Here is a 24,042-nt window from a genome sequence, read left to right on the forward strand (position 1 = left end):
TCGTAAATGCCCGACGATCAACGCAAGGTATTTCTGGACAACCTAGTGAGCGGCACTGCTGCTCACCTGCCGCTCGCGCCCGGTATCAAGGTAAGCGCACTGCACGCTGGAGATCGCCCGGGACTCGCCCTGCAAGTTGCTCGCGAAGCGCTGCAGACCGGGCAATTGCAGCGGGTATTGGAGCTTCGCTGTGAGCACGCACTGGCGTTCGATGGGTGTTTTGTTTACCTCGACGCCCAGTACGCCCTGGTGATCTGGCATGCACTGCCTGCCTCCAACAGCGCGCTCGACAGGATCCTCAGCCGGATGCTGTCACTGGCCGGCCTGCAAGCCTTGGATACTGGTTCGATCCGCTGATCAGCGCCGTTCAAGCTCCGGCAACTCCAGGGTTTCGCGTTTGGCCTCATCATCAAGCTCGCGCAAGGTGCGGTAGATCAGCGCCACCGCCTGCAAGGTCTCGCGAGGGATGCTTGCGCCCAGCTTGTTCGTGTGGAGCGTGCGCGCCAGCCATACACATTGGATCACCGGCACATCGGCCGCCTTGGCGCGGCGGATCAATGTGCGCGCTTCATCGTCGGTACCTTTGCTCACCAGCATCGGCAGCGGCGTTTTACCGGGACGGTAATACAGGGCAACAGCAAAGTGCGTCGGGTTGACCACCAGCATGTCGGACTCCTCCAGCTTGGGCAGCTTGACCTTGGGTTCTTCCTGGGCCAATTGATACGCCAGCGAACGCCGCTGCCCTTTGACGTGGGGGTCACCCTCCATGTCTTTGTACTCCTTGACCACCTCCACCTGGGTCATGCGCATGCGCTTGGCGAAAAAGTGCCTCACCATGATCAGGTCGATAAGCGCCAGCACCAGCAGCATACCGAGGCAGACATGCAGCAAGTGACGAAACAGCGCAATCAACGCCAGGATGTAACTTTGCAGATCGCTGGTGGCCAGGTTGATCAGCGTACCCAATGAGGGCCAGATCACTACATACAGAATCGAAGCAATCAGGCAGGCCTTCGCAATGCTCATCAGCAGGTTCATCAACTGCTGGGCAGAGAACATCTGCTTGACTTGGCTGATAGGATTGAGGCGATTGAAATCCAGCTTCAGCGTCTCGGGAGCGAACAGCAACCCGAACTGCATCCAACTGCTGATCAGCTTCGTGGTAATCGCCACCCCGACCATCAACAGGGCGAACGAAAAAAACACTGTCATCCCCTCAAACAGCACTTCTTCCAGCGCTCGCGCAAAGGGCTGGGTCAGGCGTGACAACGGCAGTAGCATCAGTTGCTGGAAACGTTGCAGGCTGGTCTCGGCGGTGAACAAGGCGATCTCGCTGATGGCCGTCAATGCCAGCAGCTTTGCAACGTCCTGGCTTTGGGCGACCTGGCCTTTTTTGCGCTGGTCACGCAGTTTCTTGGCTGACGCGGGGTGCTTTTTTTCGCCCGAGTCACTCATGGGATTGCAACCTTGATCAATAGCCCGAGTGAGTGTCTCAGGTCGCCCAGCAGGCTCATGCGCCCGACGATCAGGTCCTGCAGCAGCGCAAAGTAGAGAAGAAGGATGCCGATACCCGCCAGGCTTTTGACCGGTGGCGCCAGCGTGCTGACCTGCAATTGCTGACTGTAGACGCCCAGCAGCGCGATACCGAATTCGAGCAACAGCAACACCGCGATAAAGGGCGCGGCGTAGAGCAACATGTGCGTGAAGGTGTCACCCAACAGGTCGATGAACACGCTCATGCCATTCGCCGTCGGCAGCGGGAACCATGCGGTGGGAGGCCAGATCAGGTAGCTGTCCCAGATCACCTGGGTCAACGTGCCCAACCCCAGGCTCACCATCAGCAGGAAAATCGCCAGTTGCTTGAACAAATGTCCAATCGGCGTCGCATCCGGCCCCAACGAGGGGTTGAGCTGGCCGCCAGCCAGAGCGCCGCGTTGGTTATCCAGCAGCGCCCCCACTGACTCGAACATCCAGAACGGCATCGACAGCAGTACCCCCAGCAGCAACCCCAGCGCCATCTCCTTAAGCACCAGCGCGGCCAGTATCAGCGCCGAGTAGTCCTGCCCCTCCAAGGCCGCATGAATACCCGGTGCAGGCAGCAGCGCCATGACCATCACAATGGTGCCCCGGAGCCTGCCGCGTATATGTTGAAAACAGAACGCGGCCACCAGCAGGGCGCAGGGGTAGATACGCGCCATGCCGATGAGCAGGCTGGGTAGAAACTCGAGGTATAGCAGCACTGGCGATACCTCAATTCAGGGCCGAGCGGCCGATCATGTCGAAGGTCAGATTGATCAGCTGGATCAACTCCACGCCAATCCAGCGCCCGGTCATGACCAACGTGATACCCACCGCCACCAACTTGATACCAAAGGGCAGCGTCTGGTCCTGTATCTGCATCAGCGCCTGCACCAGCGACGTCATCACCCCCACCACCACTGCCACAATCAACGGTGGCGCCGACAGCACCACCACCAGCAACATGCCCTGCTTGAACAGCACAATCGGTTCCATAAGCCCCTCAAAGATAGGAAAGGAACAGGCTGTCGAGCAGACGCGACCAGCCGGACACCATCACGAACAACAGCAGTTTGAGCGGGAGGGAAATGGTCATCGGCGAGACCATTTGCATGCCCAACGCCAGCAGCAGGTTGGAGACAATAAGATCGATGACGATGAAGGGGATGTAGATCAAGAAGCCGATCTCGAAGCCCGCCTGCAGTTGCGACAGAACAAACGCTGGGATCAGCAGGATCAGGTCTTCGCGCTGTACCTCCTGGGCCATTTTCGCGGGCCACAGGCGCGCGGTATTTTCCAACAGATGCGTCAGCACATCCGGGTCCACGTTGCGCAGCATGAAGGCACACAATGGTTGGATCGCCTCACGCCCCGTCTGCAGGAACATCTTCACGCTGCTCGTGTCCAGGGGCGCAACCTTGACGCTCTCGGCAATCTCGTAACCGACCGGCGCCATGATAAACAGCGTGGCAGCCAACGCGATGCCATTGATGGCCATGCTCGGCGGCACCTGCTGCACACCGATAGCGTTGCGGGTGATCATCAGCACAATGACAATCTTCAAGAAGGATGTGCAGATGATCAACAGCATAGGCATCAACGACAACGCGCCAATGAATAGCGCGAGGATGAGGGGGTCTACCCCCTGAAATGTCATCGACCGAACATCACGCGCGACAACTGCAAACCCAGGCGCCCGTCGACTTCCACCAACTGTCCCTGGCCAATAGGCCGATCACCGTAATAGAGGCCCGCCATGCCCGGTGCGTAACCGGCAATGCCCAGCACCGCACCCGGCGCGAGGTTGCGCAACTCGCCCAGGGTGAGGTTCAACGTGCCGCAGCGTACGTTCAGCGCCATGCTCAGTTCATCAAATGGCTCGTGACCGAATACGTCCGTCACGGGTTCATCGTCTTCTTCCCCGGCGTAGTGGGGGGCTATGAATTCTTCGTCCACAGACGTCTCCTCGATTGAAGTAAGGGTCAGGCACAACGGCCCACTGTCATCGTCAATGCACCCATGCAATCGGTGTGTGCCAACCTGTACGTAGCCATTGCCCTGGGCTAGAAAAAAGCTCTGCTCAAGCACCAGCACATCACCGACCCGCAGGCTGCGTGCTTGCGCGATCGGTAACTGCAAACGCCCAAGGGTCACCGCGATAGCCAGTCGAAACGACGCGGGCATCGGCCCGGCGCGGCCACGCCACGGGCCGGCATCGCACAACGCCAGGAAACTCTCCGGGCTCAGCCACACATACCCCTCGACCCGGGTTTGCCCCAGGGTCACACTGAGTCGGCAGCCAAACGCCTTGGGTCGGTCGGTCTCCAGCAATCGCACATAGCCCAACAAGGCTCGCACCTGAGGACTCAGGTGAAGCTGGAACAGCTCCCAGAACCAGGAATCCGGATCGTTGCCGGAGGGGGCCAACGTCACAGGGCACTCGCCCAGCAGGCTGAGCAACGGACCGGCTTCGGCGAGCGCCAGCACGCCACACACCGTTTCGAAGCACACCGCTTCGCCTCTTGCGGGGGCACGCCCAGGCTCGAGCCGCAACTGGCCACCCTGCCCGGCCACCTGAAACGCCAGGCTCAGGCCACGGCCCAGTCGACGTCGCGCGGCAACCGTGCTGCTCTTAACCAAAGGCACTGTCAGCAGCGGCACTATCATGCGCAGCCGACAGTGGGCAGATGCAGGCTGACCGGCTGACCCAGCGTGGCCGCAAACCGATCCTCACACTGTTGCCGCACGCCGCTTAACCAACGCGCCGTCGCAGCGTCCTCCGCTTCCAGGTCGATACTCCAGGCACCTTGTTCGCGGCGCACACTGGCGTTGATCCGCCCCAGGCGGGGCAAGTACAAGACGGCCTTGAGCGGCCACTGGGGCGCGGCCTGCAGACGCGGCGCCAGTTGCTCGGCAAGCGCCCCGATCATGACAACATCGCCCGACGCCCGGGTTCCGAACAGGGACGCCTGCGCCCCTGAGCCCTCATCGTCAGCGGCCCAACACTGGGCAAACAACCGCGTCAGCTCCGCAGGCACCCCACCTGCGCCCCCGGGTTCTCGCTCCTCTCGCGGGTCACGTCGGCGTGGACGTTCAGCGGGTTTATCTGAAACCTGGGTCATGTCGGCTCCTGCGCCAATAAAAGGGATAGCTCCTGAAGTTTTTCCACCTGCCGCAGGCATTCAGTGACCTGTTTCTGGGCTGTGCCGACGCGGGTTTGCTTCTCTTCGCGCTGCCCCTGCAAGGCCTCCAACTGCCCCATGTCCCGACGGGTATTGGCAGACAAGGAACGCTCCTGGCCGCCCCAGGACTTCAGGGCTTTCAAGGTCAGTACCTGCCCCTGGTGCTGGCTGAGCAACCGAGCACTTTGCAGGGCCTCCTCTTGCCGAGTGTGCTCAAGCGCATCCTGGGCCTGCTGGATATTCGCAAGCAGGGCCTGCTGGGCACGCTTAGCCTCACGCAGGGCGCGCTCGGCCCGATCCGCACGGTGCCGGCGCAGGCGCCTTAGCGTCTCCACTTCACTGAGCAGCACATCAGAATGGGACATAGGTGGTCAGCTCCTTGAGTTGCGCAAGCGTCGCCGCCATCGGTGCAGGCTCACGCAAGTCCTGGCGCAAGAAACCATCGACAGCCTGGCGACTGTCCACAGCCAGGTCGGTCAAGGCATCACTCCCTGGCTGGTATTCCCCCAGCTTGAGCATCAGCTCGATCTGCTGATAGGCCGACAACAAGCGTCGCAACGCCGTACCCGCCTGAATATCCTCGGGCTGGGCGACGTTGCTCAAAATCCGCGACAGGCTCGCCAGCACATCCACCGCGGGATAGTGCCCACGCTCGGCTAACTTACGGGACAGCACGATATGGCCGTCGAGCAGCGAGCGCACTTCATCGGCCACCGGGTCGTTCATCGAGTCCTGCTCGATCAGCACGGTGTAGATCGCCGTGATCACGCCGTCACGGGTCAACCCGGCGCGTTCAACCAACCGCGGCAACAGGCTGTACACCGACGGTGGCAGCCCCCCACGGCCCAGGGGCTCGCCGGCGGCCAGGCCGATTTCTCGCTGGGCCCTGGCGAAACGGGTCAGGGAGTCGATCAGCAGCAACACGCGCAGGCCCTTGCGCCGATAACCCTCAGCCAACGCCGTCGCCGTGAACGCGGCACGCGCTCGTTCCATGCTGGAACGATCGGAGGTGGCACACACCAGCACCGCTTTGGAACGCAGTTGCTCATCCAGCTCGTGGTCGAGAAACTCACGCAGCTCGCGCCCCCGCTCGCCGATCAGGCCGAACACGATGACGTCACACTCCACGTTACGGGCGATCTCGGCCAACAGGGTGGTCTTGCCGCAACCGGCCCCGGCGAACAGGCCCACGCGCTGGCCTTCTCCCAGCGTCAACAGGCCATCGATGGAACGCACCCCAGTGGCCAGCGCGCGGTGGATCCGTGGCCGCTCGGTGGGCAACGGTGCCTCACACAACACTGCGCTGGTGTCCGGCAAGTCGGCCTCGACAAACGCACCGGGACCTTCGCCCGAGATCGGCCGCCCGAAACCATCCAGCACCTGGCCCAGCAGTGCCTCGCTGACCTGCACCCGATGCGCGACCCCGAGGCGCTCGACGCCGGCGCCCACCTGGACCCCTTCCAGGTTGCCCAGCGCACTGAGCACAGCATCCTGCTGATCGAAACCAATGATCTCTGCGAGCATATAGTCGCCCGGCTTTTTCTCCACACGGCATAAATCACCGATACGCGCCTGGGGGAGTCGACACTGCAACAACATGCCATTTACGCGCTGGATGCGGCCCCGCATCGTCACGGGCGCGAAGGTCGCCAGCGACTCGGCCTGGCGCTGCTGCCAGGCATCGAGACGCGCTTGCAGTTGCGCGTTCACCAGCGCACCTCATAACGCTGTACGCCGTCAAAAACCACTTTGCTGTTGTCGATCAGCACCAGGCGCAGGCCATCCACTTCATCCCCGACAAACAGCCGACTGCCCTCCTCCAGGACCACATGGCCATTGGGCCCACCCACGATCTGCACAATCTTGAACGGCAACGCCCCATCCCGTACGCGCACACGGCTGATCACCGGCACCGCACTGTCAAATTGCTCGCCAAAACGGTTGAGCATGCGTGCGACCAGTTCGACATCATCCTGTGAGACATCCCCACTGAGCGCGACCTGCCCATTGATGACCTGCAAATTCACGCGCTGGCTCAATTCACGCTCGCCGAGCATCTTCAACAACTGTTGGCGCACTTCGAACGGCGAGGCCAGTTCCTGTTTCTGAACAACCGGCGGCATCAAGGAAGCCTGGGCCTCAGGCTCACCCGTGGAGGCCATGCCCACCACGATGAAGATGACCGTCACCACCAATACCAAGGTAATCAGGCGTTTTTGCTGCGAGTGCGTGATGGTCGATAACTTAAGTACCCGCGCCGGATCATTGACCTGGGGCGACGCTACCGGTGCAGGGGCCGGCGCCTGGGGCCAGGGTTGATCGGCCGAGGTGACACACAGCCGCACGCCTCCCACCGAAAACGTGACGTTCGGCGCCAAGCGTGCGATCTGTGCCAGTAACTGACCATCAGCCCCATGCAACAGTCCTGCCTCGGCCTGCACTGACCAGTTCGAGTCGATGAATCTCAGCCACGCATGGTGCTCGGCGATACCCGGATCGTTCAGCACCAAGTCAGCATCGACGTGGGCACCGATGCTCCACTGCTCCCCAAACAAGGGCAACGCAGCGCCCTGATGCAGCCCATCGAGCACTCGCAACTCAAACATCATCGCGCCCTCCCTGCGGGACATCGTCCAGCGCTCATGCCACCGCCCCGCGCATCAACTCGTCCTGGCCAAGGTCGAAGCGCCCCAGTACTTTGACCTTGGAGGTACTGCCCAGCTCGGCGAAAGACAGCACCGGTACGTGGTTGAATTCTTCCAGCAACAACGTACGCAAAGGGCTGCGCAAGTCCTGCGCGACGAGCATCACGCTCTTGAGTTTGGGGCGCACCGAAAAGGCTTGATTGAGCAAGTTGACCAGCGCCGCGCTGTGTTCGTCGTCGAGTGCAAAGAACACCCCGGTCTGGGTCTGGCGTAGAGCTTCACGCAGGATGTTTTCCGCCTGCGGCGACAGTAACCAGGCATGCAGGCCGTCAGCTTCGCTGTACTGATGGTAGATCTGCGCCTTGAGCGCAATGCGCGCATAGTCGGCCAACGCGTCCGGTTCACGCTCATGCTGACCGTACTCGATCAGCGACTCGACAATCAGCCGCACCGCGCGCAACGGCACACCCTCGCTGGCCAGGCGTTGCAACACCGCCGAAAAACGTGACAGCGGCATGATCCGCTGCAGCTCCTGGACCAATTCCGGCTGGTTGTGCTCCAGCCAACTGAGGATTGACTTGCTCTCCTGGATTCCCAGGAACTGCGGCCCGCTGAGCATCATGGCCTGCTTCATGCGCTCAACAATCAGGCTCGCGGCGGTGAAGCGCTCCAACTGCGGATCATCGAGCAGCGGATCGCCCAGCGGTAACCAGACCCAATGCTGTTCATCGCGCTCTGCCAGCCCCGGTATGCCGTGTTCAGGCTCAACCGTCAGCGCCTTACGCTCAACCGCCACGAGGTTGACCACCGACGCCTTGACCATCGGTACCTCATGCACACAGAAGCGCATTTCCTCGTCGGCCAGCGAGTCATCAAGTTCCACCTCGAACGGTGGCAGTGTCAGGCCAATGTTCGCGACCAGCGCATTTCGCGCCTGGCGAATCGAGTGCACAAGATCAGCCACTTCAGGCGTCCCCCGCAGCGCCGGGGAGAACTGCAACAGGTAGGGCCTCGATGGATCAAACCCACGCAAGTCCTCACGACCGTTCTCTTCGGGACGCACCACGTCGGCGACTTCAGCTTCCGGCTGCTCTTGCCGCTGGCGCTGACGCGCCAGGTAATACCCCAAGCTGCCGGTGATCAGCGCTATCAGGATAAACACCCCGGTAGGCATGCCGGGTACCGCGGCAAAGGCAAGCATCCCTACCGAAGCGATCATCCAGCTCTTGGGTTCGCTGGTCATCTGCCGGGCAATTTCGGCCCCTATATTGCTGACGCCCTTGCGCCCATCCGGCGCCACACGGGTGATGATCATGCCAGCAGTGAGGGAGATCAGCAGCGCCGGGATCTGCGCAATCAGGCCGTCACCAATGGTCAGCACCGAGTACAGCGCCATCGAGTCGGCGGCGCTCAAACCGTGCTGGAACATGCCCGTGGAGAAACCGCCCAACAGGTTGACCACGACGATGATCAAGCCGGCGATAGCGTCGCCCTTGACGAACTTCATCGCCCCGTCCATGGCACCGAACAACTGGCTCTCACGGGACAACTGCTCCCGCTTGTCCCTGGCTTGCATGCCGTCAATCAAACCGGCGCGCAAGTCACTGTCGATGGACATCTGCTTGCCGGGCATCGCATCCAGGCTGAAACGCGCCGCCACTTCGGCCACCCGCTCCGAGCCTTTGGTGATCACCAGGAAGTTGACCAGGGTCAGGATCAGAAAGATCACCATCCCCACAGCCAGGTTGCCGCCGACCACGAAATTGCCAAAGGCCTCGACGATGTCACCGGCATCCTGTTCCAACAGGATCAGGCGCGTTGTCGCAATCGACAGCGCCAGGCGAAACATGGTGGTCAACAGCAGAATCGAGGGGAACGACGAGAATGCCAGGGGGCCCGGCAGGTACAGCGCCAATACGATCAACAGACACGAGATGCAGATATTGAGCGCAATCAGAATGTCCACCAGCCAGGTAGGCAGCGGCACGATGAAGATGAATACGATGGCCATCACCACCACGGCGCCCAGCACTTCGGCGCGCTGCGCTACCTTGAGCAAAAACCGGTTGATGGCCGAAAGCGCAGTCACGCCAGGGGCCCCAGCTCATCGGGAAAACGTGCAGGACCACGCGCAATCCGCTCCATTTCTCCCATCACTGCCAGGAAGCCACGCAGGGTTTCTTCACGTACTCGGCTATCGAGCCACAACGCCAATGGCAATTGCTGGACCAAGGGGTAAAGCGCATTCAGAGACAACAATTTCTGGCGTTCCGACGCCCCACCAAAATCATCCCCAAACCTTAGGATTTCGGCAGTCGAAATGCCGCTGCCGGCGAAACCCAACAGGCGCTGCAGCAGACCCACAGCGTCATGATCGATGCCCAGGCGCTGAAGCAGCGCGTGACACCCCGCCAGCACCCCGCTCAACTGCCCACAGCTTTGCAGGCCCAGTAGCAAAGTACGCAACAGAGGTGTCGGCATTGACGACACCTTGGCCGCGATATCGTCCGCCAAGGCCTTTCGCATCACCTTCAGCCCGTCGGCAAACCGGTCGCCGCCGTACACGCCCAGCAGCGCATGCATCATCGTCGCCAACGATTGACGTGTGACCACACTGGCATAGTAGAGCGTGCGTAGCGCCTGGCGCTCCTGAGGGTCGACAGAGGCCGCCTGCAACGCCACGGCAATGTTCAGGCCCGCCTGGATTTCCCCTTTGTAACGGACCTCCAACTTGGCAATCGCATCACGCGCCAAGGCCGCTTCCGACGGGCGCACCTCGGTGTCCGCCTGGGCCGCCACATACTTGAGCACCACAAACGCGCGGGCCGGGTCCCCGCCCGCGAGTTCCAGCAATTTGTCGACATTCGGTTGCTGCAGCAATTGCCAGCGGATGCGACGTGAAAAACTTGCCAGGGTCGCCTGGGCTGGATGGCCCAACTGATCATAGATATGCGCAAGCTGCTCGGATGGGAGCACGCGCACGCCAATCTTCCTCTCACCCAACGTGCGACTGTTAGTGTCCACTTCCTGGTTGAACAGCAAAGCGAGTTCATCCATGCCCTTGACGGGCGCAGGAACGGAGGACTGGATGACAGCAGGCTGATCCAGCTGTTGGACCGGTTGCACATCGGGGGAAAATTCAACTTTCATGGACAGGCCCGAACAGGAAGAGTGTTTCCCTGTGTGGCAAGACCCGACCATGCGGTTCCATCAATAGACGATTGCACGGCCATTTTGAAAAGACTTGCACAAGCCTTCAATGGTCTATGCAAGGCGCTGCACAAAATCGCATCAATACAAGATATTTATTTATATAAATCAATACGTTAATAAAAAATTTTCTTTGGCACAGCCAGTGCAAAAGGGGTTCCCGTCGACACCCTTTCGACTGCGTCTACACCAAGGAAAAAACCATGAATATCCCTATTGAAGCCTTAGCGCACCTCGTTGGCAGCTCGCCTCAATTCATGCATCACCTGACAGACGACCAACAAAAAAAACTTCGGCGTTTCATTCACAAACGCGTACTCAACCCCGAAGATGCAGACGATCTTCTGCAATTGACCTACCTGGAAGCCTGGCGCAACCGCGAGCGCTTCAGCGGGAATGCCACGCTCAGCACGTGGATGTGCGGCATCGCGCAAAACCTCATACGCAACCACTTCAGGCGCCTGTACGCCAAGCCGGTGCATTGCGAATTTGACGAGTCGCTCTGGCATGGCCAAGAGGATAACCACAACCTGGATTGGGAGTTTGAAATCAACCGGCGCCTGGAAAAAACCCTGAGTGCCATCGACCACCTGCCAATCGAAATGCGCAAGACGCTCTACGCCTCACTGGAAACCGACGGCAGCTACCAGGACACCGCTGACGCACTGGACATTCCTATCGGCACCGTCCGCTCGCGCCTATCAAGGGCGCGCGAACAGCTCAAACGCGCCACTCAAAACCCGAAGTTTCCTTAACGTCAGGCCACGCGTTGGGCGGCAGGGATATCTGCCCAACGCGATCAGGCTTTTCTGGTACGCGACAGGGTGAATCGCGAACCACTCGTCGTCCGAACCCGTGATTTCGCTTAAACAGTTGAAAGCGCAGATAAAAACTCAAAATAAATACTTGACGCATTCCCGTTCTACGCGAATAATGCGCGCCACTTGGCTACATAGCTCAGTTGGTTAGAGCATAGCATTCATAATGCTGGGGTCCGGGGTTCAAGTCCCTGTGTAGCCACCAAGTACTAAAAACGGCTTACCGAAAGGTAAGCCGTTTTTTTATGCCTAGCGAAAAGTGCCGGTGCCGCCGTAGAGAGGAGGCGATTCAGATCACTGCTGGTTTTTGTGTCCTCACGCGCTGGTCTGCCAAGTCAATGGTCAGGTCATGCCTGGGCAAGCTGTCCAACGTATCGTTCAGGTTCATTCGCAACGGTTTATCGGGGTCCACTCCGTATTCAAGGTCAGCATTCACACGCTTCTGGGTGTAACTCAAGCCGGCACTGCTGGAAAAGCTGAGATTCGCCCCGGCGGGTATGGACATGCCATGGGACTGGGTGGCGGTGTAGCTCAGGCTCATGCTTTTAACCCGCAGGTTGCGACGATCACTCAGGGCCTGCCGGATCAGCGGCTCGGTATTGTCACCGGCAAGATGGCGACGCTCTATCGTGCGCAGGACCTGCGGCTTGAGCTCCATGCCGAGCTTCACCGAGGTGCCCTCACCGTGCTGCAACTGATTGATCACCCGGGCAAGTTGAGGGTCGTCCTTTAACCACTGTTCAATGGCCGCTTTATTGGCCGGCGCCACATCATCCAGCCAGGCATGACGCCCATCGTCGCGTAGCCCCACGCGTGTGACGGAGGACTCGACCGACGCCAGTTGGCGCAGCCCGTTTTTCACCAGGTCTTGCTGGGTCATCAACTTATCCAGCGACTGGCTGATGGCATGGTAAGCGTCCGGCTTGGTCGCCATGGGCGGATGGGCCGCGAGAAATCGCTGCACTGTAGCCAACTGTTGATCCGCTGTAGTGCCCGACTGATCAATGCCCGCCAAATCATGCTTGAAGGTCGACGAATAGGCCGAGACGCTGCGTTTGAGGTCATCAATCTGCGACTGAGTGACCGGCTCCGGATGCTTGAAAGTAAAGCTGAAGGCCTGCGATTCCCCCCGATCAAACTTCACCATGACCGAGAGCTCCGGCAACGCAAACCCAACCACGCTCGGCCCACCGCTTTCGAGATTGCCTAACGTCAATACATTGACCGGCGCGAAATTGGCCCCCATGCCGCCCTGCCTGAGCAGTTGCGCACTGGTTGACGTCGATTGGCTGGCGCCCGTTGCGGTGTGCGTGGTGGACTGACTCTTGTCCGCATGCGCGAGATTGAGGTTGCCCACCCAACCGATGCCGGCGCGAATCACTGAGTCCAGCTCGGCGATGTTTTCCTGCGGGCTGTATATCAAGCGCAATTGCGCGAGCGCGTCCAGGCTTACATCACCACTGAGCTTCGAACTCGTGCCGGCAGCGTGCTCGTCACCCAGCGCCAGCAAGTCGTAGACCGTGCCCTTCTCGCCGGTCAGGATCGACATCATCTTGCCAAAATCTGCCTCCTTGACGTCAAATTCGATGCTCGCCCCGGTGGTCTTGGCCACCGCCGCGGTCAGTTCCCCAGCGACCCTGAAACCAGGACCCACCGGCCCCGGCCGGGTGCCTAGTGTCTGCCCCCAGCCCACCGAACCGGCGAGTCGCCGCATATCGTCCGCACTGATCTCAACCCGAGCACCTTTGTCGGTACGGCTGATACTCACGCCGTGGGTGTGAGACTTGGAGGCTCCCAAAAAAAACTCCACGGATGCCATGGGCTTTATCCCCGTCACCATCAACCCCAGGCTTTTACCTTGGGTGCGGCTAGGCGCAAGTGCCTGGCCACTGCCCAGTTGCTGTACCTGCTGGGTCATTGCCTCCTTGATGGACGCATCGGAGGGCATCCCCAACAGGCCCGAGAGATGCCAGTGAAGAGCCGATCCTGGTGTTCCAAGGTCCTTGGCCAACAATTTGAAGTTACCGTACAGCGACTCCGCCTGACCGTAACTGGCGATACCCTGGCTGGCCATTGTGTGTACAGGGCTGTCTTTAAACGCCTGCATGATGTCGTTCAGCGACGTTTCAATACGCGCCAGGGCAGTTGGGCTATGACCTGACATACCGTCAAGCGCTTGAGCCAGGTCCGCCAATTGCTTGAGCGTGTTCGCATGATGAATCAGGTCGCCCTCGATAAGTGCCGAGGGATGGTCCAGGTCGCGCTTGCGTCCTGGCTGCCAAGCGGGAAGCGCAAGGTTCTGTCCCTCAAAGTTGGCCAACATCACAGCGGTCGACTTTTCCGCCGACGGAGAGACCCGCTTGAACGCCTCATACAGCTGATGCAGCGTTGAACCAGGGTTAATCGTCGCCCTGCTCAATGTGGGCCGAGGGTCAAACGCGACCCCGTGTGTATCCCCCAGGCGGCGAGCGCTGGACTGGCTGCTTTTTTCGACCGTGGTCAGTGCGTCGCGGATCTGCCCGGCCAGTGCCTGCCGCGGCCCCGGCCCGCTCAGGGCCGTGAGCCGCGCTTCCAGATCAGTTGCCACCGGCTTGCTCTGTGCCAGGGGCTGGAGCTGGTCGTGCAAGCGTTTACCGTCCGCATAGACCGGCTCCAGCCCCCGCCGGCCTTTGAAGTGTTGCTGTATATCCCTACCCATTTGGCTGAGCGATTGCAAAGGGTGGAAGTGCGCCTTGACCCCTTGGAAAAAATCGCGCTTGAGCGGCATGCCCTCCCGCGTTTGCCCCATGACGTTGCTGCTTACCGTCAGCGCACCGCCGGAAAACGGTGCACGCACCTGCATGCCCGCCAACTTGTCGGCCAGTGACGGTGCCGGGGTGGTCGATAACACCGGGCCCCACTCCATCGCACTGGCGGTGGCCGTATCCAGTCGGTGGAACTGCTTATTCCAACCGCCCACCAAGTGCTTATCGGCGCCCATCCGCAGCGACTCCAAAGGTTGTCGATCCGGGAGTTCAACCTTGCGCCAACTTTGCGCAACCGCGGTATTGCCTTGCCAGGCTTGATGATCCGCCTTGAACAACTCGCCACCCCGGGTGTGCGCATAAAGATTGCCCTCGTGATCCAACGCCAGTGTCTTTATGTCAATCGGCGGGGACAGGGGCAACGGCCTGGAGACCCCGTCTTGATGGACCTGAAGCTGGTTATCCTGGTCCACGGTGACAAAATTACGGCCATCCGCCACGGCGAATCCCGTCACGCGCCGGTGGCTATCCCCCGCGAGTACCTCGTCCAGGGAGACGTGCGGGCGCGGCGCAGGAAGAGCCGCCAGATCATGGCTGGCCCCTTCAATCAACGGGTCGCGCACTTTACTGATGGCCACCGCTTTCAACTGCCCGTCTTGCAGTACATAGGCGCGACCATCCAGCCCCCGCTCCAGATGCTCGAGATCCGGTTGGGCCGCGTTTTCCCAGCGCTGGGCCGCGTCATCCCACGTCAGCAGACTGCCGGCATCCAGCGCAACCTTGCCCCGTTGCCCGAGATCAACCGCCGCCGCCAGCGCCTGCAGGCCGGGCAGCGGCAGACCTTTCTCGATCCCCTTGACCAACACATCGCTGAGGTTCCATTGCGGGCTGAGTGCGTTGCCCTCACTCAAGGGGACGCTGTGCAATTGCTGGCGTGCGTCGCGAACCTGGGCATTGAGTTGCCCCGCGTCATCATGAAAGAAACCTTCCACACTGACGGCCCCCTTCAACGCCCGCTCCAGCGAGTCGACCGGTTGCGGGACCATCGGCAGCGCGTGACCCTGCGCCGTGCGCAGGTCTGCAAAGACGCACTCACCGTCCGAGGTAGCGCCGTACAACGTGCTTCCCGACACCCCAATACGCGTGAGCTGCACAGGCAATCCTGTCTCATCGACGGGGTGCAGGACCTGCGCGCCAACGCCCTGAAGATGCACGCACGAACCCTGCTGGGACTGACTCAGCAGCGCCGTCATGCGCCCTTGCGCGCTGCTGTCTGCAAACCCCTCGGGGGTCTTCAGCAACTGCCCTTCTTTCGTCAGGCCAATACGGCTGAATGCACGGGCATCCGTGTCGGGCGTCCAGGACAACGTGAGGGGTTCAAAGCGAAACAGTCGCCCGCCCTCCAGACGGAACTGCTGGCCCTCTACAGTCGTTTGAACAGCGCTGACACTCCCGATATGAGCACGGCCTGGGCTATCAACGGCACCGCCGGAAGCATCAGGAAGACTGCTTTTGAACACCGCAGCAACCGCCGGCGTGGACTGAATATGGAACAGATACTGGCGCTCATCCTTCATCCGCAAGGTCCGGCTGCCAGCGGCAGAAGGACCGTCGGTCACATACTGTTTATTCGGTTGGTTGAGGTGATGGGCGATATCACGCCCTGCCAGGGTCGTATCAGCCTGTACCTTCCCGTCTTTGAGACCGACATCGAACTGCATCGAGGTCGGTTGCAGCGTTCGATAGTGGTTCAGCGACATGTTCGGCAACAATGGCGGGGGGCTGCGCGGGTGGGACTCCTGGCTCCACCTCGGCAAAACCTTGCTAAGGTCGTGCTGTAATTTCTTAAGAGGGTCGAGTTCTATGTGCATGGTAGTGCTCCCGAACGAAATCAATCACAGCTGTCTAGTGGGCCCCGGCTTTATTTGGTTCCACGTGTGACTAATCACGACGGCAGCTTCATGCACTCGAACAGACCGTTCACCTGTACGCGGGTGATTTCCCGCCACACAGAGCCAACCCGCACGGCACGATTTACCGGTAAAACGCAGTCCCCAAGGACAACAGATCATTCTCAAAATGAACGGAGTTCAGCGCGTGTTTTCAATTTCCCGCCGTCAACTGTCAGTGATTGCCGCAGCCCTCGCGCTCACTGCCTGCCATTCCCCCGTCAACGAACAGCCGCCGGCACCCGAGCTGGGTTCCGGCTATCGCACCGACCTGACGGCCCAACACGCCGAGCGCCATATGGCAGCAGCGGCCAACCCCCTGGCCGCCGAGGCGGGGCGCGAGATGTTGCGCCAGGGCGGTTCGGCGATTGATGCGGCGATTGCGATGCAGGCGGTGCTGACGCTGGTAGAGCCGCAATCATCCGGCATCGGCGGCGGCGCGTTCATCATGCTGTGGGACGGCGAAAGCGTGCATGCGTATGACGGCCGTGAAACCGCACCGGCCGGGGCGACCGAGCGGTTGTTCCTGAAGGCCGACGGCAAGCCGATGGCGTTTCCCGACGCACAGGTGGGCGGGCGCTCAGTCGGTACGCCTGGGGTACTACGTGCACTCGAGATGGCACACAAGAAGACGGGCCAGTTGCAATGGGCCAAGCTGTTCGAACCGGCAATCCGGCTGTCGGAAAACGGCTTCGCCATCTCTGCACGCCTGCACAGTTTGATCGCGGCCGACCGCTACATCGCGCAATCGCCAGAAATGGCGGCGTACTTTTTGAATGCCGACGGCATGCCGAAAGCCACCGGTACGCTGTTGAAAAACCCGGCGTTGGCCGAGGTGTTCAAACGCATCGCCAAGGAAGGACCGGACGCGCTGTACCACGGTTCGATCGCTGAGGAGATCGCCAGCAAGGTGCAGCGTCATCGCAATGCGGGCAGCCTGTCCGTGGCGGATCTGAAGGGCTACACCGCCAAGGAACGCACGCCGCTGTGTACTGACTACCAGCAATGGAAAGTCTGTGGCATGCCACCACCGTCCTCGGGCGGGGTCGCCATCGCGCAAATCCTGGGTACCTTGCAAGCACTGCAAGCCCAGGATCCAAGCCTGGCCATCGCCGCGATGCAACCCGTGAAAAGCCCATCACCCGCAGGCCTGGAACCCACACCCGAAGCCGTGCACCTGCTCGCAGAAGCCGGTCGCCTGGCCTTCGCTGATCGCGCGCTTTATATGGCCGACTCGGACTTTATCCCCGTGCCCGTCGCTGGCCTGGTCGCCCCGGACTACCTGGCCAAACGGGCCGCCTTGATCAGCGAGCGCAGCATGGGCATCGCCAAGCCGGGCACGCCTGAAGGCATCCAGGTGGCGTACGCGCCGGACCGTTCGCCGCTGCGCATCTCCACGTCGCAAGTGGTGGCGGTGGACGACCAAGGCGGGGCCGTCTCGATGACCACGACGGTGGAAGCAGCGTTTGGCTCCCACGTCATGGTCCAGGGCTTTTTGCTCAACAACCAGATGACTGACTTTTCGTTCATCCCCGAAGAGGACGGCCAACGTGTTGCCAACCGTGTGGAGCCCGGTAAGCGCCCGCGTTCGGCCATGGCACCGACCCTGGTGTTCGACCGCAAAAGCGGCGAATTACTGGCCACGGTAGGCTCGCCCGGCGGCTCACAAATCATCGAGTACGTGAGTAAGTCCCTGGTGGCAATGCTCGACTGGAAACTCGACCCCCAGGCCGCGATCAGCCTGCCCAATTTCGGCAGTCGCAACGGTGCGACCGAGCTGGAAACCGGTATGTTCAGCCCAGCGTTGAAGCAGGCACTCAAGGACAAGGGCCATATGCTCAGCGAGATCGATATGACCAGTGGCATACAGGCCATCGTCCGCACGCGGGATGCCCAAGGCAAGGTGTCGCTGAGCGGCGGCGCCGACCCTCGACGTGAAGGCGAAGCAGTCGGCGACTGAGCATGTAGTGAGCGGGCTTGCCCCGCGCTGGGGTGCGAAGCAGCCCTAGGAGGACCGCTGAGGTGGGTCAGGAAAATTTGAGGTGCCTGGTTTTAGGGCTGCTTCGCAGCCCAGCGCGGGGCAAGCCCGCTCACTACATGGCCCCCGGGGTGGGTCAGCGACTGATCTTCAACCCCTTGCGCCCCGCGTGCCGTTCCAGCGCCAGCTCGATCAAGCGGCTCACCAGTTCGCTGTAGCTCATGCCCGCTGCCTGCCACAGTTTGGGGTACATGCTGATACGGGTGAAGCCGGGCAGTGAGTTGATTTCGTTGATCAGCACGTTGCCGTCGTCGGTGAGAAACACGTCGACCCGCGCCAAACCGGAACAGCCCAGCACCTCGAACGCCTCAATGGCCAGTCCACGAATGCGCTCGCTGGCGTCATGGCTGATAGCGGCCGGCACCACCACTTGGGCGGCCTGGTCGTCGATATATTTGCTGTCGTAGGAATAGAAACCGCTGCTCACCACGATCTCACCACACCCGCTGGCGATGGGGTGCTCATTGCCCAACACGGCGCATTCGATTTCACGGCCCTTTACGGCGGACTCAACCAACACCTTTTCATCAAAGCCCAGCGCCAGTTCAACGGCAGCGTGGTACTCGGCTTCGGTGCCGACTTTACTCACGCCTACAGACGAACCTTGGTTGGCCGGTTTAACGAACATCGGCAGGCCGAGCGTGTTCACCGCCGTATCGAAGGACGTGCGCGCGGCATTGCTGCGGGTCAGCGTGATAAACGGGGTAACGGCGATGCCGGCATCGCGCAGCAAGCGCTTGCTGATGTCCTTGTCCATGCACACCGCCGAGCCAAGTACGTCGGAGCCGACGAAAGGCAGGTCAGCCATGCGCAACAGTCCTTGCAGGCAGCCGTCTTCGCCGAGGGTGCCGTGGACGATGGGGAAGATCACATCGACATGTTCCAACAGGCCCGTGCCTGAGGTTTCCACCAGTTGCTGGCTGGCCTTGCCGGGCACGACAGCCAGTTCGCGATTGGACTGGTTGAGCGCAATCAGGGCCGGATTTTCCTGGTTGAGCAGGAAGTTCGAGGTGTCGTTGAGGTGCCAGTGGCCGGCCTTGTCGATACCGATCAGCACCGGCTCGAAGCGCGTACGGTCGAGCGCATCGACAATATTGCGCGCCGATTGCAACGAGACTTCATGCTCCGCCGAACGGCCACCAAAAATAATACCTACCCGCACCTTGCTCATGATCGGCCTCACTGTTGAAAGTAAGGCTTCTTACCACGGGCCGTCAGCGATTCGCTACCAAATGTGCACCGAACAGCACGTAGCAACCCCCAGCAAAGCGGTCGAGCCAATTGCGCGGTGTTGAGGAATTCCATGGGCGGCAGGTCCATCAGCACAAGGCAGGAACGGCGATCATGGGCCCCGCCCCCGCCCTGCACAATCGTACAAGACCCCGGCAGACAAGGGGTGCAGACTCAGTTAACGTGTTCCCACCTCTTTTTTGTGACAAGTCACCATGGGCAAACCCACCGCCACCCTCGACTGGCTGCACCGCGCCCCGCATGCCAGTGGCCTGGACCGTATCGAGGCGTACTTTGCCGGTTTCGCCTTCGACCCGCATCGCCATGACACCTACGCCATCGGGCGGACCTTGACTGGCGTGCAAAGCTTTCACTATCGCGGCGACATGATCCACAGCCTGCCCGGCATGACCATGGTGCTGCACCCCGATGAAACCCATGATGGTCACGCCGGCAGTGACGAGGGCTTCAAGTACCGGATGATTTACGTAGAGCCGTCGCTGATCCAGCAGATCCTCGGCGGCAAGCCGTTGCCGTTTATCCCCAGTGGCCTCTCCACGGACCCCAGGCTGTTTCGTGCCAGCGAAGTGCTGCTGCAGAACCTGGATAACCCTCTCGACCCGTTGCAGGAGCAGGACGCCCTGTTCGACCTGGCCCACGCGCTCAGCAACGTCTCGGGTGGGATCGTCAGCCGCAAGGCCTTCGATTACGTCGCCGCCGAACGCGCCAGGGAATTTATCCACAGCGCCTTGGGCCGCAGCATCACCCTGGATGAAATGGCCGACCACGCCGGCCGCGACCGCTGGGCCTTGTCACGGGATTTTCGCTTGCTGTTCGGCACCAGCCCCTACCGCTACCTGACCATGCGCCGCTTGGACCTGGTGCGCAGCCTGCTCGCCCAGGGCCAATCGCTGGTGGACGCGGCGTTGACCGCCGGCTTCACCGACCAAAGCCACATGACCCGGCAATTTCGCAGCACCTACGGCATGCCACCGTCGCGTTGGGTGAAGATGCTCGGGCGCTGAAATCCCGACGTGAAATGCGCTCAGTGCGGGCTGCGCAGGGCATCAGGAGCACAACAGCGCAGGCGGCTTTCGGCGCGGAAAAAACCTACGCAACCTCAAACAAGCGCCCCACGGGTCAGGTGGACAGTTGGTTGGCAAACTGCCCGACTGCGCTGACCACCTTTTGGGCGCCGTCCTGGATTTCCACGATCACCGTGCCCGCTTCGGCGGCCAGGGCCAGGCCTTGCTCGGCTTGCAGGCGGCCGTCGGTCATCAGGGCCACCGCCTCACGGGCCATGTCCTGGTTCTGACGTACCACGCCGACGATCTCTTCGGTCGCCTTGCTGGTCCGCGATGCCAGCTGCCGCACTTCATCGGCCACCACCGCAAAACCACGGCCCTGCTCACCGGCGCGCGCCGCTTCGATGGCAGCGTTGAGCGCCAGCAGGTTGGTCTGCTCGGCAATACCGCTGATGGTCTTGACGATGCTGCCGATCACTTGAGACTGAGCGTTCAGCGCCTCGATGCCGTCACCGGCCTGTTGCATGTGCCTGGCCAGGTCGCGCATCACATCCACGGCCTGGGTCACCACAGTGGTACCACGCTGGGCGCTATTGTCGGTTTGCAGCGAGGTGCTGTAGGCAATGCTCGCCGCTTCGGCGACCGCCTGTTCCTGGTTGACCTGGTCGGTGATCACCGTGGCGAACTTGACCACTTTGTACAGCCGGTCATTGGCGTCCAGCACCGGGTTGTAGGTCGCTTCCAGCCACACCACACGGCCATGGCTGTCGACCCGCTTGAAGCGCGCCGCGACGAACTCACCGGCGTTCAGGCGTTTCCAGAAGTCCTGGTACTCGGTGCTGTTGTATTCCTCCGGCTCGCAGAATATCCGGTGATGTTTGCCCTGGATCTGCGCCAGGCTGTAACCCATGCCGCCGAGAAAACGGTCATTGGCGGTCAGCACGTGGCCGTTCAGGTCGAACTCGATCACGGCCGTAGAGCGCACCAATGCGTTCATGAGGTTTTCATGCTCGCGGGAGGCCTCGATGGTGCGGGTGAGGTCGCTGGAATACATCGAAAAATGCTTGATGCGCCCATCGGAACTGCGCACCGGTTGCACAATCGAGCGCAGCCAGGCTTCCTGGCCATTGCCACGCATCAGGCGCACGGTGCCGGCGAAATGCTCACCGCGCAGCAGGGCGTTCTTGAAGCGCAGCTGGTATTCATCCTGGCGCACATGCGTCGGCACCAGGTCTTCAATCGCGCGCCCCAACAGTTGGCCACTCTGGTAGGCCAATTCCTGCAGGAAGTTGGCATTCGCCCACTCCACCCGGCCTTCGGCGTCCAGCGTCAGGCACAGCATTTCACTTTCCAGGCTCTCCTTGACCTGATCCAAGCTGGACAATTCTTCGCGAAGAGCCGACAGCTCCTGCTTCAAACGGGTGTTAAACATGGGGCACCGATGACCAAATGGGGGGAGATGAATCTGACCTGCATCGGCGCTTCCAGGATTTTCTTAAGAGGGCTTGAGCCCCGGCCCCAACTATATTTTTGGATCCATCAACTGCCGTTATTTCGGCACACACCCATCACTTGATACTCAAGGGTATTGAGCTTGCCGCTGGAGTCTTCATAGGTCATGCGCGACGGCACCGGGTTGCACGAGCGGATCGGCGGCGTGACATTGACCACCTTGGCGATGTCCAGCGCCATGCCATAGCGATAGGCCTGTACCTCAGGTGCCGGCTTGCCTTTCTTGGCCGCGTAGTCGGCCATGGCTTTTTGATTGCGCTCCATCATCAGCGCAAACGTACGGTCGCCCCCACCTTCGGCCAATGCGCCGAACGACAAGATTGCAGTTAACACACCCAGGCCAACGGTATAAAAGTTCATGGTTAGTTCCTCGACTGATCGTTAAGTGCCGAGACTAACCAGCGGACCCTGACGCCACCTTCACCAGAACATTACTTATTTGTTAGATACGCGTGAGCTTCCAGAATTGTAATGTTCTTGCCACTTCATCGTTATCCACGGTTTGCAACTATCAGCCCGGGCCAGATCAATAAGAACGCCCGCTCATAAGAAGCTGATAACTGCCATTACCGAGGAGCAAACCATGCGTATCTGTCACTTCAGCCTTCCCCTTTCACTGTGCGCCGCCTTGCCCCTGGCCGCCGTGGCCGTGGAAGACAAACCCGAAGGTTTTATCGAAGGCAGCAGCTTCAACGTGCTGGCGCGTAATTTTTACTTCAACCGCGATGACCGCAAGGGCCAGTCCAGTCCCACCGGCAATGGCTATTCCGAAGCCTGGGCCCAGGGATTGATCGGCAAGTTCGAATCCGGCTTTACCCAAGGCACCGTAGGATTCGGCCTGGATGCGTTCGCCATGGTCGGGGTAAAACTCGACTCGGGCACCGGTCGCAGCGGCGGCAAGGGTTCGTTCGGCGTTCTACCGGTGGACAGCGAAAACCACCCCGAGGACAACTACAGCAAATTCGGCGGCGCCGCGAAATTGCGTGTGCTGGATACCGTGATCAAGGCCGGCGACGTATTCCCGCTGACCCCGGTGGTGGCTTACGGCGATTCGCGCGTCTTGCCGGAAAGCTTTCGTGGCGTGACCGCACAAAACACCAGCCTTGAGGGCCTGACCCTGCAGGGTGGACGCTTGAGCGGCATGAGCCAACCGACCGAAAGCGGCATGAACAAAGGCTTTGCGACCTTTTACGCGGGGCAGGTCGACTCGCCCTGGGTCGGCTATTTCGGCGGTGATTACAGCGTCAACAAACACCTCAGTGTCAGCCTCTACAGCAGCCGCCTGAAGGATGCCTGGGACCAGTACTACTTCGGCAGCGCCGCCAGTTATCCGCTGAATGAAGACGTCTCGCTGTTCGGCGACTTCAACTACTACAAAGCCGTGGACGAAGGTAAGAAACGCCTGGGTGAATTCGACAACAACATCTGGAGCGCAAGGCTTGGGGTGAAGGTCGGCGCCCACAGCCTGGCCGTATCACACCAGCGCAACAACGGCGATGACGACTTCGATTACCTGCGCCAGTCGGACTCGATCTTCCTGAACAACTCGATCCAGTACAGCGACTTCAACTCGCCCAAGGAACGTTCGTGGATGGTGCGCTACGACCTGGACATGCAGGCGTTCGGCATCCCCGGCCTGTCGTTCATGACCCGCTATGGCAAAGGCACTGGCGCCGACTACAGCAACGCCAACGCGGTGTACATGCGTCGCGATGCGGCAGGTGATCCACTCACCGATCAGCGCCGCTGGGAGCGGGATATCGAGGCCAAATATGTCGTACAGGCTGGCAACTTAAAGGACTTATCGCTGCGACTTCGCCAGGCCACAGTGCGCTCCAGTGCATTTGAGTCGGACCTGGAAGAAGTTCGGTTGATTGTCGAGTATCCAATGGCGGTGCTCTAAGGCACAGCGCTTACATTCACTTGCCGATGGCCTACATCTGTTCACAGGTTGAAGTCTGTCAGAACTGTAATATCGGCCTCACCTTCTCGTTAAGTTGCACTTTTTACACTGCACACCGAACACATCTCATCTCTGCGGCTGTTGTGTAGCTCCTTTGGAACAGAGATGAATTTTTGCGCCCCGGACGGGGCGTTTTTTTTGTGCGCCGACTCAGTGACGAATCGTCGCACCCGCCTGACGTGGCTTGACCCTAAAGCTACTTCACGGT

20 protein-coding genes, 1 tRNA gene and 2 pseudogenes are annotated in these 24,042 nt (G+C 60.6%); 6 read left to right on the top strand and 17 right to left on the bottom strand.

The features are described from left to right. Positions 1-6: 6 nt before the first annotated feature. Entirely contained in the window at positions 7-357 is a 351-nt protein-coding gene (locus AC3ZU9_RS15825) for a transcriptional regulator (RefSeq protein WP_490090971.1), read from the top strand. Here the strand turns inward: AC3ZU9_RS15825 and sctU are convergent, their stop codons facing one another. From sctU to AC3ZU9_RS15880, 11 genes are read right to left on the bottom strand one after another with little or no spacing between them, the layout of a single operon-like run. Then, the gene (gene sctU / locus AC3ZU9_RS15830; RefSeq protein ID WP_122810049.1) at positions 358-1,455 is read right to left on the bottom strand and encodes a type III secretion system export apparatus subunit SctU; all 1,098 of its coding nucleotides are present in this window, start codon (positions 1,453-1,455) and stop codon (positions 358-360) included. It abuts the gene before it with no gap. Further along, positions 1,452-2,240: a type III secretion system export apparatus subunit SctT gene (sctT, locus tag AC3ZU9_RS15835; RefSeq protein ID WP_122810050.1), complete on the bottom strand. Its 789-nt coding sequence runs from the start codon at positions 2,238-2,240 to the stop codon at positions 1,452-1,454. The genes sctU and sctT overlap by 4 nt, the downstream gene beginning before the upstream one ends. Before the next feature lie 10 nt (positions 2,241-2,250). Continuing rightward, on the bottom strand, positions 2,251-2,514 hold the full coding sequence (gene sctS / locus AC3ZU9_RS15840; protein ID WP_102061540.1) for a type III secretion system export apparatus subunit SctS: 264 nt from the start codon (positions 2,512-2,514) through the stop codon (positions 2,251-2,253). Between the two features lie 7 nt (positions 2,515-2,521). Continuing rightward, the gene (sctR, locus tag AC3ZU9_RS15845; RefSeq protein ID WP_102061539.1) at positions 2,522-3,175 is read right to left on the bottom strand and encodes a type III secretion system export apparatus subunit SctR; all 654 of its coding nucleotides are present in this window, start codon (positions 3,173-3,175) and stop codon (positions 2,522-2,524) included. Next, positions 3,172-4,185, bottom strand: a complete 1,014-nt coding sequence (locus AC3ZU9_RS15850; RefSeq protein ID WP_046034125.1) for a FliM/FliN family flagellar motor switch protein — start codon at positions 4,183-4,185, stop codon at positions 3,172-3,174. The genes sctR and AC3ZU9_RS15850 overlap by 4 nt, the downstream gene beginning before the upstream one ends. Further along, on the bottom strand, positions 4,182-4,640 hold the full coding sequence (locus AC3ZU9_RS15855; protein ID WP_043204742.1) for a type III secretion system HrpP C-terminal domain-containing protein: 459 nt from the start codon (positions 4,638-4,640) through the stop codon (positions 4,182-4,184). The genes AC3ZU9_RS15850 and AC3ZU9_RS15855 overlap by 4 nt, the downstream gene beginning before the upstream one ends. Beyond that, positions 4,637-5,065 carry a type III secretion system stalk subunit SctO gene (gene sctO, locus AC3ZU9_RS15860; RefSeq protein WP_012722086.1) on the bottom strand — a complete coding sequence of 143 codons (429 nt, stop codon included), beginning with the start codon at positions 5,063-5,065 and terminating at the stop codon, positions 4,637-4,639. The genes AC3ZU9_RS15855 and sctO overlap by 4 nt, the downstream gene beginning before the upstream one ends. After that, the gene (locus tag AC3ZU9_RS15865) at positions 5,052-6,410 is read right to left on the bottom strand and encodes a FliI/YscN family ATPase (protein WP_329615967.1); all 1,359 of its coding nucleotides are present in this window, start codon (positions 6,408-6,410) and stop codon (positions 5,052-5,054) included. Before AC3ZU9_RS15865 ends, sctO begins: the two co-directional genes overlap by 14 nt. Further along, positions 6,407-7,306 (bottom strand): FHA domain-containing protein, encoded by a 900-nt coding sequence (locus tag AC3ZU9_RS15870; protein WP_064054941.1) that lies wholly within the window; start codon positions 7,304-7,306, stop codon positions 6,407-6,409. Before AC3ZU9_RS15870 ends, AC3ZU9_RS15865 begins: the two co-directional genes overlap by 4 nt. Positions 7,307-7,340: 34 nt before the next feature. Then, positions 7,341-9,434: a type III secretion system export apparatus subunit SctV gene (gene sctV / locus AC3ZU9_RS15875; RefSeq protein WP_046034129.1), complete on the bottom strand. Its 2,094-nt coding sequence runs from the start codon at positions 9,432-9,434 to the stop codon at positions 7,341-7,343. Next, complete coding sequence (locus AC3ZU9_RS15880) at positions 9,431-10,495, bottom strand: TyeA family type III secretion system gatekeeper subunit (RefSeq protein ID WP_102061536.1); 1,065 nt, start codon at positions 10,493-10,495, stop codon at positions 9,431-9,433. Before AC3ZU9_RS15880 ends, sctV begins: the two co-directional genes overlap by 4 nt. A 263-nt stretch (positions 10,496-10,758) precedes the next feature. On the opposite strand from AC3ZU9_RS15880, the gene AC3ZU9_RS15885 reads away from it, so the two are divergent. Together AC3ZU9_RS15885 and AC3ZU9_RS15890 are read left to right on the top strand one after the other, a co-directional pair. Further along, positions 10,759-11,310 carry an RNA polymerase sigma factor gene (locus AC3ZU9_RS15885; protein WP_102061535.1) on the top strand — a complete coding sequence of 184 codons (552 nt, stop codon included), beginning with the start codon at positions 10,759-10,761 and terminating at the stop codon, positions 11,308-11,310. Between the two features lie 191 nt (positions 11,311-11,501). Continuing rightward, positions 11,502-11,578 (top strand) — tRNA-Met (locus AC3ZU9_RS15890). Between the two features lie 84 nt (positions 11,579-11,662). Here the strand turns inward: AC3ZU9_RS15890 and AC3ZU9_RS15895 are convergent. Then, the gene (locus tag AC3ZU9_RS15895) at positions 11,663-15,988 is read right to left on the bottom strand and encodes an AvrE-family type 3 secretion system effector (protein WP_490090972.1); all 4,326 of its coding nucleotides are present in this window, start codon (positions 15,986-15,988) and stop codon (positions 11,663-11,665) included. Between the two features lie 208 nt (positions 15,989-16,196). Between AC3ZU9_RS15895 and ggt the strand changes: the two genes are divergently transcribed. Continuing rightward, positions 16,197-18,026 (top strand): gamma-glutamyltransferase, encoded by a 1,830-nt coding sequence (ggt, locus tag AC3ZU9_RS15900; protein ID WP_490090973.1) that lies wholly within the window; start codon positions 16,197-16,199, stop codon positions 18,024-18,026. Between the two features lie 154 nt (positions 18,027-18,180). Here ggt and ddlA read toward each other — a convergent pair whose 3' ends face one another. Next, a complete protein-coding gene (gene ddlA / locus AC3ZU9_RS15905) occupies positions 18,181-19,275 on the bottom strand; it encodes a D-alanine--D-alanine ligase (protein WP_046034134.1) in 1,095 nt (364 codons plus the stop codon). A gap of 43 nt (positions 19,276-19,318) precedes the next feature. Next, positions 19,319-19,399 (bottom strand): annotated as a pseudogene (locus tag AC3ZU9_RS15910) (lysine transporter LysE); the annotation flags it as partial. A gap of 150 nt (positions 19,400-19,549) precedes the next feature. Here AC3ZU9_RS15910 and AC3ZU9_RS15915 point away from each other — a divergent pair. Beyond that, a complete protein-coding gene (locus AC3ZU9_RS15915; RefSeq protein ID WP_012722081.1) occupies positions 19,550-20,359 on the top strand; it encodes an AraC family transcriptional regulator in 810 nt (269 codons plus the stop codon). A gap of 115 nt (positions 20,360-20,474) precedes the next feature. Here the strand turns inward: AC3ZU9_RS15915 and AC3ZU9_RS15920 are convergent, their stop codons facing one another. From AC3ZU9_RS15920 to AC3ZU9_RS15930, 3 genes and pseudogenes are all read right to left on the bottom strand, one after another. Further along, the gene (locus tag AC3ZU9_RS15920) at positions 20,475-20,906 is read right to left on the bottom strand and encodes a methyl-accepting chemotaxis protein (protein WP_370636111.1); all 432 of its coding nucleotides are present in this window, start codon (positions 20,904-20,906) and stop codon (positions 20,475-20,477) included. A gap of 108 nt (positions 20,907-21,014) precedes the next feature. After that, positions 21,015-21,791, bottom strand: a pseudogene (locus AC3ZU9_RS15925) (PAS domain-containing protein); the annotation flags it as partial. 107 nt (positions 21,792-21,898) lie between these two features. Next, entirely contained in the window at positions 21,899-22,231 is a 333-nt protein-coding gene (locus AC3ZU9_RS15930) for a DUF2790 domain-containing protein (protein WP_046034137.1), read from the bottom strand. A gap of 223 nt (positions 22,232-22,454) precedes the next feature. On the opposite strand from AC3ZU9_RS15930, the gene AC3ZU9_RS15935 reads away from it, so the two are divergent. After that, complete coding sequence (locus AC3ZU9_RS15935; protein WP_102061531.1) at positions 22,455-23,774, top strand: OprD family porin; 1,320 nt, start codon at positions 22,455-22,457, stop codon at positions 23,772-23,774. Positions 23,775-24,042: the final 268 nt, after the last annotated feature.

It is taken from the genome of Pseudomonas sp. A39 (assembly GCF_058145955.1).